This is a genomic window from Tepidimonas sp. (genome assembly GCF_029335975.1).
In the GTDB taxonomy this organism is placed as follows: Bacteria; Pseudomonadota; Gammaproteobacteria; order Burkholderiales; family Burkholderiaceae_C; genus Tepidimonas.
The window spans coordinates 1-15,751 of record NZ_JARJMT020000114.1; the positions used below are offsets into that span (position 1 = coordinate 1).

Below are 15,751 nucleotides of genomic sequence, written 5' to 3' on the forward strand. Positions count from 1 at the left end.
GTCACGCATGTACAGGGCTACGCCGGTACCGCCAGCCCGATCACCTTCAACGGGCTGGTGCGGCAGTACTATCTGCGGGCCGATGCCGAACAGGGTGACCTGCAGGTCAACCTGATCGACGCCAAACACCGCAAGGAGCAAAGCCACGCCATCGCGCAGCGGCTGCGCCCCGGGCTGGAAACCATCGCACAAGCACATGGCGGACGCATCAAGGTGGTGGAAGTGCCGCCGGGGCCGCCGGTGCTGTCGCCGATCGTCGCCGAGGTCTATGGTCCCGACGAGGCCGGCCGTGCCGAACTCGCCCGCCGCGTGGCCAAGGCGTTTGCCGATACCCCTGACATCGTCGGCATCGACACCACGCTGAAAGAGGAAGCCCCGCGCGTGTTCCTGCGCATCGAGCGCGCGCGCGCCGAGAGCCTGGGCATCCCGGCACAGGTGATCGCACAGACGGTCTACACGGCGCTGTCCGGCAGCGACGCGGCCTACTTGCACGACGGTCACGCCAAATTTGCCGTGCCGGTGCGGCTGCAGCTGCCGCGCGAGCGCCAGGTCGGGCTGGACGCGCTGCTGGCGCTGCCGCTCAAGGCCGGCGACGGCCGTATGGTGCCGCTGTCGGAGCTGGTGCGCGTCGAGCGCGGTGTCATCGACCCGCCGCGCTTTACCAAGGACCTACTGCCGGTGGTGTATGTGCTGGGCGACATGGCTGGCAAAACCGACTCGCCGCTGTATGGCATGTTTGCGATCCGCGGCCGGCTGGCCGAGGCCGCGCTGCCCGACAGCGGCGACTTGGGCGAGTATTGGATCCGCCAGCCGGTCGATCCTTGGCGTGAGTACGCAATCAAATGGGACGGCGAATGGCAGGTCACCTACGAGACCTTCCGCGACATGGGCGCAGCGTACGCGGTCGGGCTGGTGCTGATCTATCTGCTGGTGGTCGCGCAGTTCCGCAGCTACCTCACGCCGCTGATCATCATGGCGCCGATCCCCTTGACGATAATCGGTATCATGCCGGGGCACGCGCTGCTGGGTGCGCAGTTCACCGCCACCAGCATGATCGGCATGATTGCGCTGGCTGGCATCATCGTGCGAAACTCGATCCTGCTGGTCGACTTCATCGAGCTAGAAAGCGCCAAGGGCATGCCGTTCAAGCAGGCGGTGATTCAATCGGCGGCGGTGCGGGCGCAGCCGATCGCGCTGACCGCCCTGGCCGCGATGCTGGGGGCGTTCTTCATCTTGGACGACCCGATTTTCAACGGTTTGGCGGTATCGTTGATTTTTGGCATCGCTGTCTCCACCTTGCTGACGCTGGTGGTGATCCCGGTGCTGTACTACGCGGTGTACCGGCGCCACCATGAGGAGGCCGGCGCACCGCGCACCGCCTGATGTTCATTTTTTCCTCAACCTTGTCACAACTGTTGCAACTCAGGAGCACACCATGACCGTCGAGCGCTGGATTCGTGTCATCGCAGGCCTGTTCGTCTTTTTGTCGGTGGCGCTGGGCGCGCCCGCCAGCCCGCTGTTCATCAGCGAATGGTTCTTGGCCTTCACGGCCTTCGTCGGACTCAATCTGTTCCAGTTCGGCTTTACCAACTTTTGTCCGCTGGCCATCGTCTTGAAAAAGCTGGGAGTGCCGGAATCCGCCATTCCTTGCAAGGCCTGCTGAGGCACGTACGATGAACGGTGCTCATGTTAACCCGCTGAAATTTCTGCATCCGGGCTGGTTCACGCCTGTGATGGGCTTGAGCGGCCTGGCGCTGGCTTGGCACGCCGCCAGCCCAGTGCTTGGCCCCTGGGCCGAGGGCGCTGCGCTGATCGTTGGCGCGTTGGGCGCTGCCGTTTTTGTCGCTGTGCTGATTGGCTCACTGTTGCGCTGGCAGCGCTATCCCGAGGCGGTGGCCGAGGATCTGCGTCATCCGGTGCGGCATGCCTTCCTGGCCGCCGCACCGGTTGGGCTGCTGCTGGTGGCGACTTGGTTGCAGGCGGTTGAGCTGGCGCTGCCGCTGGCCGAAGCTTTGTGGTGGATCGGCGCGGTCAGCCAACTGGGAATCACGGTGTGGGCGTTGGGACGCTGGTTGGCCCCGACCGTTGCGCATGCGCCGGACGCTCAGTCGCTGTGGAACAGCGTTACCCCGGTGCTCTACATCCCGGTGGTCGGCAATGTCGTGGTGCCGCTGGCGGGCGTAGGCTTCGAGCATGCCATGTGGTCGGCGGTCCACTTTGGGATTGGGGTATTCTTCTGGCCGGTGGTATTTACGCTGCTGGTGGCGCGACGACTCGCCCACGGGCCTATCCCGCCGCGTCTGCATCCGACGTGGTTTATTTCGCTGGCGCCTGCGGCGGTGGTGGGCTTGGTTGCGATGCGCTTTGGCTGGCCGCCGGGCATCGCTGCAGCGATCTGGGGTGTGGGCCTGTTCTTGCTACTGTGGGTCGGCACGCAGGCGCGGCGCTTTTTTGCCCAACCCTTCGGTCTGCCGTTCTGGGCCGTATCGTTTCCGCTGGCGGCGTTTACCCGCTTGACATTCAAACTGGCGACGGCCCTGGCACTGCCAGCGCTACAGTGGACGGCGCTGGTGATGCTGGCCCTGGCATCGGTCATCATCGCGGCGCTGGCGTTGGCCACGGTCAAGGGCCTGCGAGACGGCACCCTGTTGGCGCCCGAACCCGTGGCCCAGATCGTGCCAGCATCCCCTTGATGTCATGTCCCCAGCCGACGCCCTGCTGCTGGCTGGCGCCGCCTTCGCGGCGGGCGTGCTCAACGCCATTGCGGGCGGCGGCAGTTTTTTGACCTTCCCCGCGCTCGTGTTCACGGGTGTGCCTCCCATCATCGCCAATGCCACCAGTGCGTTGACCGTCAGTCCGGGCTATCTGGGCAGCACCCTGGGCATGCGCGAAGAGCTGGCCCGGGTTGCACCGCAACGCCTGCGCGCAGAGGCAAGCATCGCCGCAGCGGGCGGGGTGGTGGGAGCTTTGCTGTTGCTGATCACCCCGGCCAGCGCCTTTCGCGCCATCGTACCGTGGTTGCTGCTGTTTGCCACGGTCGTCTTCATGGCCGGGCCGCGGTGTGTGCGCTGGTTGGCGCAGCACCGCGGCGGCACCCCGGGCCGCGGCGCACGGATCTGGGGACTGCTGGCCGTGTCCGTCTATGGGGGCTACTTCAACGGCGGACTGGGCATCCTGCTCATGGCACTGTATACCGTAACGGGCGAATCGCGCATCCACACCGCCAACGCGCTCAAAAACCTCAATTCGCTGGTGCTGTCGCTGCTGTCGGTCGTGACGTTTGCATTGGCTGGCGCCATCGCTTGGGGGCCAGCGCTGCTGATGATGGTGGTCGCGACCGCTGGAGGTTTTGTCGGCGCACGCGGCGCCCGGCGCCTCCCCGCCTCCGCCGTGCGGGCGGTGGTCATCGGCACCGGGGTCGTGATGAGTGCCGTGTTCTTTTGGCGTGGCTAGGTGGCGGGTGGGTTATGGGCCCTGACAACATCCTGGAAAGCCCTCATTGGGTGGGCCACACAGAGCGCGCGGACTGCGCTACGATTCAAAGATTGTGTGTTCATCCTATCTTTGCCATGGACCGCATACCTGATGTTCTGAGTGGGCGTATCGAATAAATCGCCCACCCCCATATCCGGGAACGTCTGCTGCAGCTGCAAGACGGCCAGGCAGCCATGCTGGAATACATCAACCATCTATTCCTGCACACGCGGGACGGCGCGTGACGCGGCTTCGATTTCGCGACCACAACTGCGCTGATGGATATCAGACAGGACCTGATGGTGCGCATGGATGGGTTCGCCGGCCTGCGCGACCAGGTGTTGCACCGCGACCCGCAGTTCACCGTCGGCGCTGGCAAGCCGGTCAACGGTACAGCCCGGTCCCGCTGCCCAAGCACTGGTGATGCCGGCGCCATCGCCAGACGATCCGCGGCCGTCATTCCCGCCCTAGGCGCCACCCCAGGCACGATCCAGCGCGGTCCAGGCGGCTTCGATGGTCGGCTCGCCCTGTCGTTCGGCCAAGCCGACGAAGCTCAACACGCACCCCAGCGCCACCCGGTCGGCCAGCGGCAACAGGGCCGCGCTGTCCGGGGTCAGGCGCATGCCGCGCGGGGTGCTCTCGAACAGCCGCACCCCAAGCCGTGCCTGCAAGGCCTTGAGCTGCAGGCTCAAGGCCGGCTGCGTCAGGTGCAGGCGCTGCGCCGCCCGCGACAGGCTGCCTTCGCGGGCCACGGCGGCAAAGGCGCGCATGGCGGTGTGGTTCATCTGGATATTAGATTACCTTATGTCTGACTTTTGAAAAACTCGCTGGTCAGGCGGGCTGCGCTCTTCTACAGTGGGGCTTTTCGCATGAGCCGGATTTAAGACCATGATCCTGACCCCCACCGCCATCGGCCACCACATCGGCGGCCGCCCCCTCGCTGGCCAGTCGGGTCGCCAGCAGGACGTCTTCAACCCCGCGACGGGTGCCGTCACGGGCCGCGTCGCGCTGGCCGATGCGGCCGAGGTACAGGCGGCCGTTGCAGCTGCGCGCGCCGCCTTTCCCGCGTGGGCCGAACTGCCCCCGCTGCGCCGCGCACGCATCCTGTTCCGGTTTCTGGAGCTGCTCCATCAGCACCGCGACGAGTTGGCTGCCCTGATCACCGCCGAGCACGGCAAGGTATTCACCGACGCGCAGGGCGAAGTCACCCGCGGCATCGAGATCGTGGAATTCGCCTGCGGCATTCCGCAACTGCTCAAGGGAGACTACACCGAACAGGTCTCCACCGGCATCGACAACTGGACCCTGCGCCAGCCCTTGGGCGTGGTCGCCGGCATCACGCCGTTCAACTTCCCGGTCATGGTGCCGATGTGGATGTTCCCGGTCGCGCTGGCATGTGGCAATACCTTCGTGCTCAAGCCCAGCCCCATCGATCCGTCGCCGTCGCTGCGCTTGGCTGAGCTGCTCCAGCAGGCGGGTCTGCCCGATGGCGTGTTCAACGTGTTACAGGGCGACAAGGTGGCGGTGGATGCGTTGCTGGATCATCCCGATGTGCGGGCGGTGAGCTTCGTCGGCTCTACATCGATTGCCAAGCATATCTACGAGACTGGCGCACGCCAAGGCAAGCGCGTGCAGGCCCTGGGCGGGGCCAAGAACCACCTGGTCGTCATGCCCGATGCGGACTTGGATCAAGCGGTCGATGCGCTGATCGGTGCGGCCTTCGGCTCGGCCGGCGAGCGCTGCATGGCCATCTCCGTGGCCGTTTTGGTGGGCGACACAGCCGACCGGATCATGCCCCAGCTGGTCGAGCGCACGCGGGCGCTGAAGGTGCTGGATGGGATGAACCGGCAGGCCGAGATGGGCCCCATCGTCACCGACGCCGCGCGCCAGCGCATTGCCGGCTACATCGAGGCCGGTGTGCGCGAAGGGGCGCAGCTGCTGGTGGACGGCCGCAGCTTCGACGGCCGCAGCGCAGGCCCGGGCTGCGACCACGGCTTCTGGCTGGGCGGCACGCTGTTCGACCACGTCACCCCGGAGATGTCGATCTATCGCGATGAGATCTTTGGTCCGGTGTTGTCGTGCGTGCGGGTACCGGACTTTGCCACCGCGGTGCGCCTGATCAACGAGCACGCTTACGGCAACGGAACGGCCTGCTTCACCCGCGACGGACATGTCGCGCGCGAGTTTGCGCGGCGCGTGCAGGTCGGCATGGTGGGCATCAACGTGCCGATCCCGGTGCCGATGGCCTGGCACGGCTTTGGTGGCTGGAAAAAAAGCCTGTTCGGCGACATGCACGCGTATGGTGAGGAGGGTGTGCGCTTCTACACCGCACAAAAGAGCGTCATGCAGCGCTGGCCAGAGGGCACGTCCAAGGGTGCCGAATTCGCGATGCCGACGTCCCAGTGAACACCTTCGACTACATCGTGGTCGGCGGGGGCACCGCCGGCAGTCTGCTGGCCAATCGCCTGTCGGCCAATCCGCACCATCGCGTGCTGCTCATCGAGGCCGGACAGAAGGATGACTACCCCTGGGTGCACATCCCAGTGGGCTACCTCTACTGCATCGGCAACCCGCGCACCGACTGGCTGTACACGACCGAACCGGACGCGGGCCTCAACGGGCGGCGGCTGCGCTACCCGCGCGGTAAGGTGCTGGGTGGCTGCTCCAGCATCAACGGCATGATCTACATGCGCGGCCAGGCGCGCGACTACGATCAGTGGGCGCAGATCACAGGGGACGACGACTGGACGTGGGAGCGCTGCCTGCCTGACTTCAAGGCGCACGAGGACCACTACCGGCTGGATACAGACACCGACCCCGCATTCGCCGCCCTGCATGGGCACCGGCGCACGGGCAGCACGGGCGAGTGGCGCGTGGAAAAGCAGCGCCTGCGCTGGGATATCTTGGACGCCTTCGCAAAGGCGGCCCAGCAAGCCGGTATCCCTGCGACCGACGACTTCAATCGCGGCACCAACGAAGGGGTGGGCTACTTTGAAGTCAACCAGAAAAGCGGCTGGCGCTGGAACACGGCCAAGGCTTTTTTGCGCCCGATCTGCGAGCGTCGGCCCCACTTCACCCTGTGGACCGGCGCGCAGGTCAAGCGGCTGCTGATCGAGCGTCGCGCCGGCGGCGCCCTGCACTGCCGGGGCGTCGAGGTCTGGACCGGCCAAGGCAGCGTGACCGCCCATGCGGCGCGCGAGGTGGTGCTCAGCGCAGGCGCCATCGGCAGCCCGCAGATCCTGCAACTCTCCGGTATCGGGCCGGCGGCCGTGCTGCGGCCGCTGGGCATCGAGGTGCTGGCCGACTTGCCAGGCGTAGGTGTCAACCTGCAAGACCACCTGCAAATCCGCGCCGTCTTCAAGGTGCAAGGGGCCGAGACGCTCAACACCCTGGCCCGCCACTGGTGGGGCAAAGCCCGCATCGGGCTGCAGTACCTGCTGACGCGCAGCGGCCCCATGAGCATGGCGCCCAGCCAACTGGGCGCCTTCACGCGCAGCGGGCCTGGCTTTGACTGGCCCAATGTGGAATACCATGTGCAGCCGCTCAGCCTGGATGCCTTTGGCGAGCCGCTGCACCCCTTCCCGGCCTTCACGGCCAGCGTGTGCAACCTCAACCCCACCAGCCGTGGCACGGTTTACCTGCGCAGCCCGCGCTTCGAGGACGCGCCGGCCATCGCCCCCAACTACCTGTCCACCGGGCAGGACCGCCAGGTCGCCGTCGATAGCCTGCGCCTGACGCGGCGCATCGTCGCCCAGCCCGCGCTCGCCCCCTACCAGCCCGAGGAGTACCGCCCCGGCTCCCAGTACCAAACCGACGAGGAACTGGTCCGGCTGGCCGGCGATATCGCCACCACCATCTTTCATCCCGTGGGCACCACGGCGATGGGGCGCGACGGTGACCCGATGGCGGTCACCGATCCCCATCTGCGCGTGCGCGACGGGCGGGGCGGGCGCATCGGTGGGCTGCGCGTGGTCGATGCTGGCATCATGCCCACCATCACCAGCGGCAACACCAACAGCCCCACCCTGATGATCGCCGAGAAGGCCGCCCGCTGGATCCTGGCCGGCGCATGAGTGCGTTGCGGGTAAGTCCCTAGTCTGAGCAAGGTTGTCGCCGCCTAGAATGCAGTGAATCGGACATCAGCGCCCGTGCGCAGCCGATCAGTTCAGAGGAGACCGAGGAGACAAATCGATCGTCCAACAGCGCCGATCCAGCTGCCGCCGGCAAAGGCGGCTTGTCACAACACCGGCAGCCCTGCTCCCGGTGTTTTTTGTTGTCACCCTGATCCGCCAGCGCCGCGTCGGCTGGGTACGGCGCTTCATGCTCGGGTGTCCAGCAAACGCCCCAACACCTGGTCGGCGGCCAGGTCGGCCGCGGGTTCGGGCGCGGACCTCAGCCCGCCGAGCGCCGGTTGAGCAGCGCGTACAAGCCAATGGCGCCAAAGGTCGCCGTGCCGATGCCGCCCAGGGCAAAGTCACCAAACTTCAGCGTGAAGTCGCCCGTGCCCAGCACCAGCGTGATGGCCGCCACCACCAGGTTCTTGTTGTCGGAAAAATCCACCTGGTTGTCCACCCAGATCTTGGCGCCCGCCACCGCGATCAGGCCAAACACCACGATGGAGACACCGCCCATCACCGCCAGCGGAATGGCCTGGATCAGCGCGCCGAACTTCGGGCTGAAGCCGAGCAAGATGGCCATCAGGCCTGCCAAGACGAAGACTGCGGTGGAGTAGATCTTGGTGGCCGCCATCACGCCGATGTTCTCGGCATAGGTCGTCACGCCGGTCCCCCCCGCGCTGGCGGCGACCATGGTCGCCACACCATCGCCCATGAAAGCGCGGCCCATGTACACATCCAGGTTCTTGCCCGTCATGGCCGTCACGGCCTTGATATGGCCCAGATTCTCGGCCACCAGAATCACGGCCACCGGCGCGATCAGCAGCATCGCTTGGCCGCTGAACACGGGGGCACTAAAGTTGGGCATGCCCAGCCACGCGGCATGGGCCACCCCCGACAGGTCGAGCGGCTTGCCCAGCCCCAGGCCGTTGGCCAGCAGGGCATAGATGACGCTCGCCACGATCAGGCCCATGAGGATCAGCAGCCGCTGCACCATGCCACGCGTCAACACCGCCACCAGCCCCACGCAGACGAAGGTCACCGCTTGCATCCAGGCGTCGAACGGTGTCGGCGCCATGTTCTTGACCGGAATGTGCGCCAGGTTCAGGCCGATCACCGCCACCACCGCCCCCGTCACCACGGGCGGCATCAGGCGCTCGATCCAGCCAGTGCCCACAGCCTGCACGATGGCCCCGATGACGAAGTACAGCGCCCCGCAGGCGATGATGCCGCCCAGCGCCACGCCAATGTTCGGGTTGGGCCCCTGCCCGGTATAGCCCGTGGCTGCGATCACCACACCGATGAAGGCGAAGCTCGATCCCAGGTAGCTGGGCACCTTGCCACCCGTGGCCAAAAAGAACAGCAGCGTGCCGATGCCGCTCATCAGGATGGCGACGTTGGGATCGAAGCCCATCAGGATGGGTGCCAGCACCGTCGCGCCAAACATGGCGATCAGGTGCTGCACGCCCAGCATGGCGGTCTGCGGCCAGGGCAGCCGCTCGTCCGGCCCAATGACGCCGCCGGCCAGCAGGGCGGCGTCGGATTTTTCTGTCCATTGGAACATGATGGTTCTTGCTTTTGGTGGGAGTTTCGGATCCACGGGCATATCCTGTGTGCACGCGTGCGACGGGCAGATATGATCGCGACAGTAGGATAGCGTGACTCGACTCACGACGCGCCGTTGAGCGCGTCATTGCGACCCCACCCGAGCCGGCCGGGCATACTGGCTGCGATCGATCATGTCCGACTCCTCCGTTGAAAGCGAATTGGACCTCGCCCGCAGCCGCGGGCCTGTGCGCGACATCGGCATCCCGCCCTGTCCCGAGTTGCTGCGCCAATTGCAGGACGCCACCGCGCACGGCGAGCCCGACCCTGCGGTGCTCGACATCATTGCCAGCAGCGACGTGGCCATGGCCGCCGCCCTGATCCGGCAGGCCAACAGCCCGCTCTATGGCCTGAGCCAGCCCGTGGCCACCGTGGGGCAGGCCCTGACCGTGCTGGGCGTGCGGCCTGCGGTGCAGTTGCTCATGGGCTTTCTGACACGCCATGCGCTGCAGGTGCATTCGCCGGTGCTGGCGCATTTTTGGGAAAGCTCCACGCGACGCGCCATTGCTTGCGAACACATCGGCTGCCAACTCTACGACTTGGACCCTGGGCTGGCGTACAGCTTTGGCTTGTTTTGCCACGTGGGCATGCCCGTGCTGTTGCGCGGCGTGCGTGGCTATGCCGCCACGATCACCGAGGCCCTGGCACGCAAGGACCGCACCTTTACCCAGACCGAGAACGCCAACCACCGCACCGACCACGCCGTGGTGGGCGCCATCGTCGCACGCACCTGGCGCCTGCCGCCCTCGGTGGCGGTGGCCATCCGGCTGCACCACGACTTCACCTGCCTGGAGGACACGCGCTACTCGGACACGGTGCGGCATCTGGTCGCGATGGGCCTGATCGCCGAGCACCTGGTGCAGCAGCACGAAGGGGTGCCCCCGTCGCCCGACTGGACCCGGCACGGGCAGGCGGCACTGGCACACCTACAAATTGGGCAAGCCGAGGTGGAGCACTGGATCGACGCGCTGCACCCAGCCTTCGAGGCCGTGCAGGCCCCCTGACCCAGCGCAGCGCTTCACAGAGGATGTTCGGTGTAGAACCGTCCGCCATGATACAGGAGCGGTGAGTGTGCGCTGTCGTAATGGCAGCGCAGCACCTCGGCCACCAGGATCACATGATCCCCCTCCACATAGCGGCTGCGGCTGCGGCATTCAAAGACGGCGGCACAGTCCGGCAGCAGCGGTACGCCCTCGGCGTTGGGTGTCCACGCCAAGCCGGCCCAGCGGTCCCCGTGCTGGCTGGCAAACCGTTGCGCCAGGGCCTGCTGTGCCACACCCAACACATGGATGGCGTAATGCGCCGCCGACTCGAAGACGGGCAGCGCCCGCGAGCGCAGCGCCAGGCTCCAGAGCACCAGTGGCGGCTCCAGCGACACGGAGTTGAACGAGTTCACGGTCAGGCCGACGGGTGCGCCATCGGCCGCGCGCGCGGTGACGATGGTCACGCCGGTGGCAAAGCGCCCAAGGGCAGCCCGAAACCGCTCGGGCGAGGGTTCGAACATGGACTGCGATTTTGCCTTGTCACCGCCCAGCAGGCGACAGGACTGCACGATACCCTGGTTCGCGCTGGGCTTGTGAACATGGGCGTCGGACAGCTTGGCCCGACAGTCAGGCCGCGGCGGATGCCGCAACAGGGCGGGCGGTGCGATCCCGCGCTGCCGTCAGTCCGACGAAGTCCATGGCGACAGCCGGCCACTCGCCGCTGATCAGCTCGGCCAGCGCGCGGCCGGAGCCGGCGCCGTGCGTCCAACCCAGGGTGCCATGGCCAGCGTTGACCCACAGCCGCCCCAGCGGCAGTCGGCCGATCAACGGGATGTTGGTGGGCGTGGCCGGCCGCAGACCGCACCAGAAGTTGGGCTCCCCCCCCTGCTCCGGCGTGCGCGTGTCGGCCACGCCGGGAAAGAGCTGCTCGATGCGCTCGAGCAGCATATGGCAGCGCGCCCGGGCGACGGGCGTGTCCAATCGCAGGTCGAAGCCGCCCAACTCGATCGTGCCCGCCACGCGCAGGCGGTCGCCCAGGCGCGAGATGGCGATCTTGCGGCCATCGTCGAGCAGACTGACCTGAGGCGCCCGCGCCGGGTCGCGCAGGGCCAGGGTGGCGCTGTAGCCCTTGCCAGGGTAGATGGGTACGCGGATACCCACCGTGGCCAGCAGCGGCGTGGTGTACGAGCCGCAGGCCACCACGAAGGCGTCGGCCTGCAAGGCTCGCGGCTGGCCGGTCGAACGGCTGCGGACCTGCACCCGCTGCACGTCGCCGCCTGCGGTTTCCAGTCGTTCGATATCGTGGCCGAACAGCAGCTCCGCTCCCTGGGCCGCGCAACGTCGGGCCAGCGCCTGGGTGAACACACGCGCATCGCCGTGCTCATCGGTGGGGGTGTAGGTGCCTCCGGCGATGCGCTCGGCAAAGGACTGCAGGGCCGGCTCGATGCGCAACAGCTCCTCGCGCGAAACCACCCGGCGCTGCACCCCGTGGCGGCGCATCAGCTCGGCCGCCTCAGCCGCCTCGGCAAAGGCCCGTGCGTCGGTGTAGATGTGCGCGATGCCGCGCTCGCTGCGCTGGTACTCGATCCCGGTGTCGGCCACCATCTGCTTGAGCGTGGCGTGGCTGAAGGCGCCCAGCGACACCAGTTGCGCCACGTTGCGCTCAAACGCACGGTCGGTGCACTGGCCCAGAAACTCCAGCAGCCAGCGCCATTGCGCGACGTCCCACTGCGGGCGCCACAGCAGCGGGGCCTGCTTGTCGAACATCCATTTGAGCGCCTTCAGCGGCGCCCGGGGGTTGGCCCACGGCTCGCAGTAGCTCACTGAAATCTGCGCCGCGTTGGCAAAGCTGGTCTCCAGCGCCGCATCGGGCTGGCGATCCACCAGCACCACCTCGTGCCCGCGCTGCAGCAGGTGCCACGCCGTCGAGGTGCCAATGATGCCTGCGCCCAAAACCACCACTCGCATATTCGCCTCCTGGAGCGGCCTGGCCGCGCCCGCGCGCGAATCGTCAGCCGCCATGGGGGCAAGTGTGCGTGATGGCGCGAAAAAAATTAAGCGATATTCACAAAATCGCCGTAACATCAAAAAGTCTAATGCAGATGCGCCATGACCGCCTCTTTTGACCCCGAAGCCCTCGAATGCCTGGCCGCCATCGTCGAAGAAGGCGGTTTTGAACGCGCCGCCCAACGGCTGTCCATCACGCAGTCGGCGGTATCGCAGCGGCTGCGCGCGCTGGAGGCGCAGGTGGGCACGGTGTTGCTGGTGCGCAGCCGCCCGATCAAGCCGACACCAGCGGGGCAGTTGCTCATCAAACACGCCAAGATGATGCGGCTGCTGCGCGCGGACCTGGAGCACGACCTGCGCGAGCTGGCGCCCACCGTGGCACGCCGGCCGCGCGACGAGGGGCGCATTTCCGTGGCGATCAACGCCGACAGCATCGCGAGCTGGGCGCTGCCGGCCATCACGCCATTGGTGCACGACGGTGTGCCGCTGGAAATCATCCACGACGACCAGGACTTCACCCACGAATGGCTGCGCGAAGGCCAGGTGATGGGCTGCGTGACCTCGCTGGCACAGCCGTTGCGCGGCTGCCGGCTGGAGCCGCTGGGCCGCATGGCCTACGTCGCGGTGGCCAGCCCCGCCTTCGCCGCCGCGGCGCTGGAGGGGCGGCTGACGCGCCACAACTTCCACCGCGTGCCCTTCGTCGCCTTCAACCGCAAGGATGACCTGCAGCGCGACTTCGTCTGCCAGGCCTTCGGGCTGCCGCAAGTGGTGCTGCAGCAGTGCTACGTCCCCTCGTCCGAGGGGCAGGTGCGCGCGGCGCTGGCCGGCTGGGGGGTGACCGTGGTGCCGCGCCTGCTCGCAGAGCCGGCGCTTCAAGCCGGCACGCTGGTGGATGTGGCCCCGGGCAGCGCCTATACCGTGCCGCTGTACTGGCACTGCTGGAACCTGGACTCCGATGTGCTCACCCGCCTGAGCCATGCCTTGCGCGACGCCGCGGCGAGCCTGCTCGAACCCATGGCCTGAGCCACGGCCCGCCGTGGCCGGGTTCAGCCGCGCCCCAGCCCCGGGATGCCCGACCAGATCTCGTCGAGATCTGGGATTTTCCATTGGGCCGGGTCCTCGCGCTGCACCACCTGCACCGTGCAGCCCGGTGCCGACAGATCGATGCTCTCGGGCACGACGCGCTCACCACTGCGGGTAGAAAACACGGTCTTGACCACCGGCTTGAGGAGGCTGCGCGGCGAGGGCTCGACCACGACCGCCAGGCGGCCATTGCTCAGCCGCACCAACGAGCCGACCGGGTAAATGCCCAGGCTGCGCACGAACGCCTGGAAGACGCGTTCGTCGAAATGCCCTTTCCAGCTCGCCATGCGCTTGAGCGACTCGGCCGGATCCCAGCCCGCCTTGTCAGGGCGGTTCGAGGTAATGGCGTCGTACACATCGCACACAGCGCCCATGCGCGCCAGCAGCGTCAACGCCTCGCCCTGGAGCCCGTCCGGATAGCCGCCGCCGTCCATGCGCTCGTGGTGGTGCAGGCACACCTCCAGCGCCGCCTCATCCTCGATGCCCGCGGCGCGCAGCCGCTCCCAGCCCTTGCGCGGGTGCTCGCGCACGATCGCGAACTCCTCGTCGCTCAGGCGGCCGGGCTTGTTGAGGATCTCCAGCGGGATGTCGGCCTTGCCGACATCGTGCAGCAGGCCGGCAAAGCCTGCCGCGCGCGTCTCGTCGTCGGGCAAGCCGAGCTGACGCGCTCCAACAGCCGTTGCACGCGCTCATCGTAGGCCTGAAGCGGCGCGATGTCCTGCGACGCCGGCACCGCCTCGGCCACCGGTGCCTCGCGCGGCACATCGGCCCCTTGGCTGACATCGATCCACACCTCGCGCACGGCGCTGGCGCGGATGCGCGCCAGGTCCTGCGGGTCTTCCAGCAAAAAGCGATTGCGCCAGAACGGGTGGTCCAGCCACGAACCCACAAAGCCGTGGATGAACATGCCCAAGCGCAGGTCTTCGACGTGGATGCGTTTCAACATGCGGGTGTGTCCAATTTTGGATTATGACGCCGCGACGCCGCAGTCGCGCATGCATCAGTGTGCCTCGTCGGGGGCGGGGGCGCTGGCAACGGCGCGCACCACCGCCTCGCGCAGCCAGCGCTGGGCGCTGCCCAGCTCGGTTTGCCGGTGCCACAGCATGTCCACATGCACCGTGGGCACATCGATGGGCAGCGGCTGCACGGCCAGCTCGGCCGCGCGGCCCGTGCTGCTCAAAAAATGGTGGGGCAGCACCGTCAACAGATCGGACGTGGCCACCACCTGCCCAGCCGTAAAAAACTGATTGACCGTCAACACGATACGGCGCCGGCGGGACAGAGCGGCCAGCGCCTCGTCCACGAAGCCGAACGGCCGGCCAGAAAAGCTCACCAGCAGGTGCCGCGCGGCGCAGTAGTCGTCCAGCGTCAGCGGCCCTTGGGCAAGGGGATGCCTGCGGCGCATGACGACGACGTAGTGCCCTTCATACAGCCGGCGCGACAGAAAACGCGGTGCCTGTTCTTGCAGATGGGTGGCGCCCAGCTCGGCCAACACCCCTGGAAAGTGGCCGATGGCCAGATCCACCCCGCCATCCTCCAGCAGCGGGCGCGGGTCGCGCGTGGTCAGGGGCAGCACGCGCAGCGTCACCCCCGGCGCCTCCCGGTCCAGAATCGCGACCAGCCCGGGGACGATTTTGGAAGCGGTGGCGTCGGCCATGGCGAGCACGAACGCATCCTGCGCCTGCGTGGGGTCAAAAGGCCCCGGTGCCAGCGACTCGCGCAAGCGTTGCAAGGCGTCGCGCACCGCCGGCCAGATCTGCAGGGCCAGCGGCGTGGGCTCCACGCCATAGCCGGAACGGCGCACCAGGTCGTCACCCAGCAACTCGCGCAGCCGCCGCAGGGCGTTGCTGACGGCCGGCTGCGACAGCGCCAGGTTGTGCGCGGCCCGGGTGAGGTTGCGCTCGGCCATCACCTCGTCGAAGACACGCAGCAGGTTCAGGTCGAGGGTGCGGAAGTTGAGTCGATTGATCACCCCGATGAATGTATGACATTCCAAAAATTAAGTTGCAACCCATCAGGGCAAACCCTAGTATGCGAACCACGCTATTGCTGCAACGCAGCATCTTGGAGTCACATCATGAGCACCACGCTGATTCGCTCCCCGAACCCAGCCCCCGCTGTCGGGGCTGGCACAGACGCCTCTCACGTGCAAGCCGCACGCCGCGCCGTCGCGCCGCGCGCGCTGGCCACCTTGCTGCTGGCAGCGGGTGTGGCCGCGCTGGCGGTGGTGACGGATCGCCTCATCGACACCTGGGCCGACGGCCATCTGCTGGCCGCCTGGGTGCTGATGTGGGCGGTTGTGTTCTTGGGCAGCTTGTTGCTGGCCTCGCCCGCCCGCCACGCCGCCCAGCGCTTCATGGCCGGCCTGGATGGCTGGGCGCTGCGCCGCGCCGTCGCCCGCGCTGAGGCTCGCACCGCTGCGCTGGCGCAACGGGACGCCCGCCTGCAGGCGGACCTGAATGCCCTGCGCCAGCGCGCAGAAAC

Annotated in this window: 13 protein-coding genes and 2 pseudogenes; 9 read left to right on the forward strand and 6 right to left on the reverse strand. The window is 67.2% G+C overall.

Annotated features, from left to right (window positions below):
* The 4 genes from P3W97_RS06270 to P3W97_RS06285 form a co-directional block, all read left to right on the forward strand.
* Positions 1–1,383 (forward strand): efflux RND transporter permease subunit (locus P3W97_RS06270; RefSeq protein ID WP_300844866.1); only part of this gene is annotated, 1,383 nt, incomplete at its 5' end.
* Positions 1,384–1,435: 52 nt separating this feature from the next.
* Entirely contained in the window at positions 1,436–1,663 is a 228-nt protein-coding gene (locus tag P3W97_RS06275) for a DUF2892 domain-containing protein (protein ID WP_300844868.1), read from the forward strand.
* 10 nt (positions 1,664–1,673) lie between these two features.
* Positions 1,674–2,693 carry an SLAC1 anion channel family protein gene (locus tag P3W97_RS06280; RefSeq protein ID WP_300844870.1) on the forward strand — a complete coding sequence of 340 codons (1,020 nt, stop codon included), beginning with the start codon at positions 1,674–1,676 and terminating at the stop codon, positions 2,691–2,693.
* 4 nt (positions 2,694–2,697) lie between these two features.
* Positions 2,698–3,453 (forward strand): sulfite exporter TauE/SafE family protein, encoded by a 756-nt coding sequence (locus tag P3W97_RS06285; protein ID WP_300844872.1) that lies wholly within the window; start codon positions 2,698–2,700, stop codon positions 3,451–3,453.
* 596 nt (positions 3,454–4,049) lie between these two features.
* Here P3W97_RS06285 and P3W97_RS06290 read toward each other — a convergent pair.
* Positions 4,050–4,259: pseudogene (locus P3W97_RS06290) on the reverse strand (LysR family transcriptional regulator); the annotation flags it as partial.
* A 103-nt stretch (positions 4,260–4,362) separates the two neighbouring features.
* On the opposite strand from P3W97_RS06290, the gene P3W97_RS06295 reads away from it, so the two are divergent.
* Both P3W97_RS06295 and P3W97_RS06300 read left to right on the forward strand, forming a co-directional pair.
* Positions 4,363–5,880 carry a CoA-acylating methylmalonate-semialdehyde dehydrogenase gene (locus P3W97_RS06295; protein WP_300844874.1) on the forward strand — a complete coding sequence of 506 codons (1,518 nt, stop codon included), beginning with the start codon at positions 4,363–4,365 and terminating at the stop codon, positions 5,878–5,880.
* Positions 5,877–7,547, forward strand: coding sequence for a GMC family oxidoreductase (locus P3W97_RS06300; protein ID WP_300844876.1), 1,671 nt, complete (start codon positions 5,877–5,879; stop codon positions 7,545–7,547). Before P3W97_RS06295 ends, P3W97_RS06300 begins: the two co-directional genes overlap by 4 nt.
* 319 nt (positions 7,548–7,866) lie before the next feature.
* Here P3W97_RS06300 and P3W97_RS06305 read toward each other — a convergent pair whose 3' ends face one another.
* Positions 7,867–9,153 (reverse strand): solute carrier family 23 protein, encoded by a 1,287-nt coding sequence (locus P3W97_RS06305; RefSeq protein WP_300844878.1) that lies wholly within the window; start codon positions 9,151–9,153, stop codon positions 7,867–7,869.
* 175 nt (positions 9,154–9,328) lie between these two features.
* Here P3W97_RS06305 and P3W97_RS06310 point away from each other — a divergent pair, with 175 nt between their 5' ends.
* Positions 9,329–10,198: an HDOD domain-containing protein gene (locus P3W97_RS06310; RefSeq protein WP_300844880.1), complete on the forward strand. Its 870-nt coding sequence runs from the start codon at positions 9,329–9,331 to the stop codon at positions 10,196–10,198.
* Positions 10,199–10,212: 14 nt separating this feature from the next.
* Here P3W97_RS06310 and P3W97_RS06315 read toward each other — a convergent pair whose 3' ends face one another.
* Together P3W97_RS06315 and P3W97_RS06320 are read right to left on the reverse strand one after the other, a co-directional pair.
* Positions 10,213–10,698 carry a flavin reductase family protein gene (locus P3W97_RS06315; protein WP_300844883.1) on the reverse strand — a complete coding sequence of 162 codons (486 nt, stop codon included), beginning with the start codon at positions 10,696–10,698 and terminating at the stop codon, positions 10,213–10,215.
* 106 nt (positions 10,699–10,804) lie between these two features.
* Positions 10,805–12,145, reverse strand: a complete 1,341-nt coding sequence (locus P3W97_RS06320; protein WP_300844885.1) for a D-amino acid dehydrogenase — start codon at positions 12,143–12,145, stop codon at positions 10,805–10,807.
* A 141-nt stretch (positions 12,146–12,286) separates the two neighbouring features.
* On the opposite strand from P3W97_RS06320, the gene P3W97_RS06325 reads away from it, so the two are divergent.
* The gene (locus tag P3W97_RS06325; RefSeq protein ID WP_300844886.1) at positions 12,287–13,207 is read left to right on the forward strand and encodes a LysR family transcriptional regulator ArgP; all 921 of its coding nucleotides are present in this window, start codon (positions 12,287–12,289) and stop codon (positions 13,205–13,207) included.
* A 23-nt stretch (positions 13,208–13,230) separates the two neighbouring features.
* Here P3W97_RS06325 and P3W97_RS06330 read toward each other — a convergent pair.
* Together P3W97_RS06330 and P3W97_RS06335 are read right to left on the reverse strand one after the other, a co-directional pair.
* A pseudogene (locus P3W97_RS06330) lies at positions 13,231–14,213 on the reverse strand (HD-GYP domain-containing protein).
* Positions 14,214–14,267: 54 nt separating this feature from the next.
* Positions 14,268–15,236, reverse strand: a complete 969-nt coding sequence (locus tag P3W97_RS06335) for a LysR family transcriptional regulator (protein ID WP_300844891.1) — start codon at positions 15,234–15,236, stop codon at positions 14,268–14,270.
* Positions 15,237–15,344: 108 nt separating this feature from the next.
* Between P3W97_RS06335 and P3W97_RS06340 the strand changes: the two genes are divergently transcribed.
* A partial coding sequence (locus P3W97_RS06340; protein ID WP_300844888.1) for a hypothetical protein occupies positions 15,345–15,751 on the forward strand: 407 nt, incomplete at its 3' end.

What these genes read in the sequence shown, in the direction of transcription:
- P3W97_RS06280 (WP_300844870.1), top strand. Translation starts at nt 1,674, where the DNA reads ATGAACGGTGCTCATGTTAACCCGCTGAAATTTCTGCATCCGGGCTGG.
- P3W97_RS06295 (WP_300844874.1), top strand. Translation starts at nt 4,363, where the DNA reads ATGATCCTGACCCCCACCGCCATCGGCCACCACATCGGCGGCCGCCCC.
- P3W97_RS06320 (WP_300844885.1), bottom strand. Translation starts at nt 12,145, where the DNA reads ATGCGAGTGGTGGTTTTGGGCGCAGGCATCATTGGCACCTCGACGGCG.
- P3W97_RS06275 (WP_300844868.1), top strand. Translation starts at nt 1,436, where the DNA reads ATGACCGTCGAGCGCTGGATTCGTGTCATCGCAGGCCTGTTCGTCTTT.
- P3W97_RS06325 (WP_300844886.1), top strand. Translation starts at nt 12,287, where the DNA reads ATGACCGCCTCTTTTGACCCCGAAGCCCTCGAATGCCTGGCCGCCATC.
- P3W97_RS06305 (WP_300844878.1), bottom strand. Translation starts at nt 9,153, where the DNA reads ATGTTCCAATGGACAGAAAAATCCGACGCCGCCCTGCTGGCCGGCGGC.
- P3W97_RS06285 (WP_300844872.1), top strand. Translation starts at nt 2,698, where the DNA reads ATGTCCCCAGCCGACGCCCTGCTGCTGGCTGGCGCCGCCTTCGCGGCG.
- P3W97_RS06315 (WP_300844883.1), bottom strand. Translation starts at nt 10,698, where the DNA reads ATGTTCGAACCCTCGCCCGAGCGGTTTCGGGCTGCCCTTGGGCGCTTT.
- P3W97_RS06310 (WP_300844880.1), top strand. Translation starts at nt 9,329, where the DNA reads ATGTCCGACTCCTCCGTTGAAAGCGAATTGGACCTCGCCCGCAGCCGC.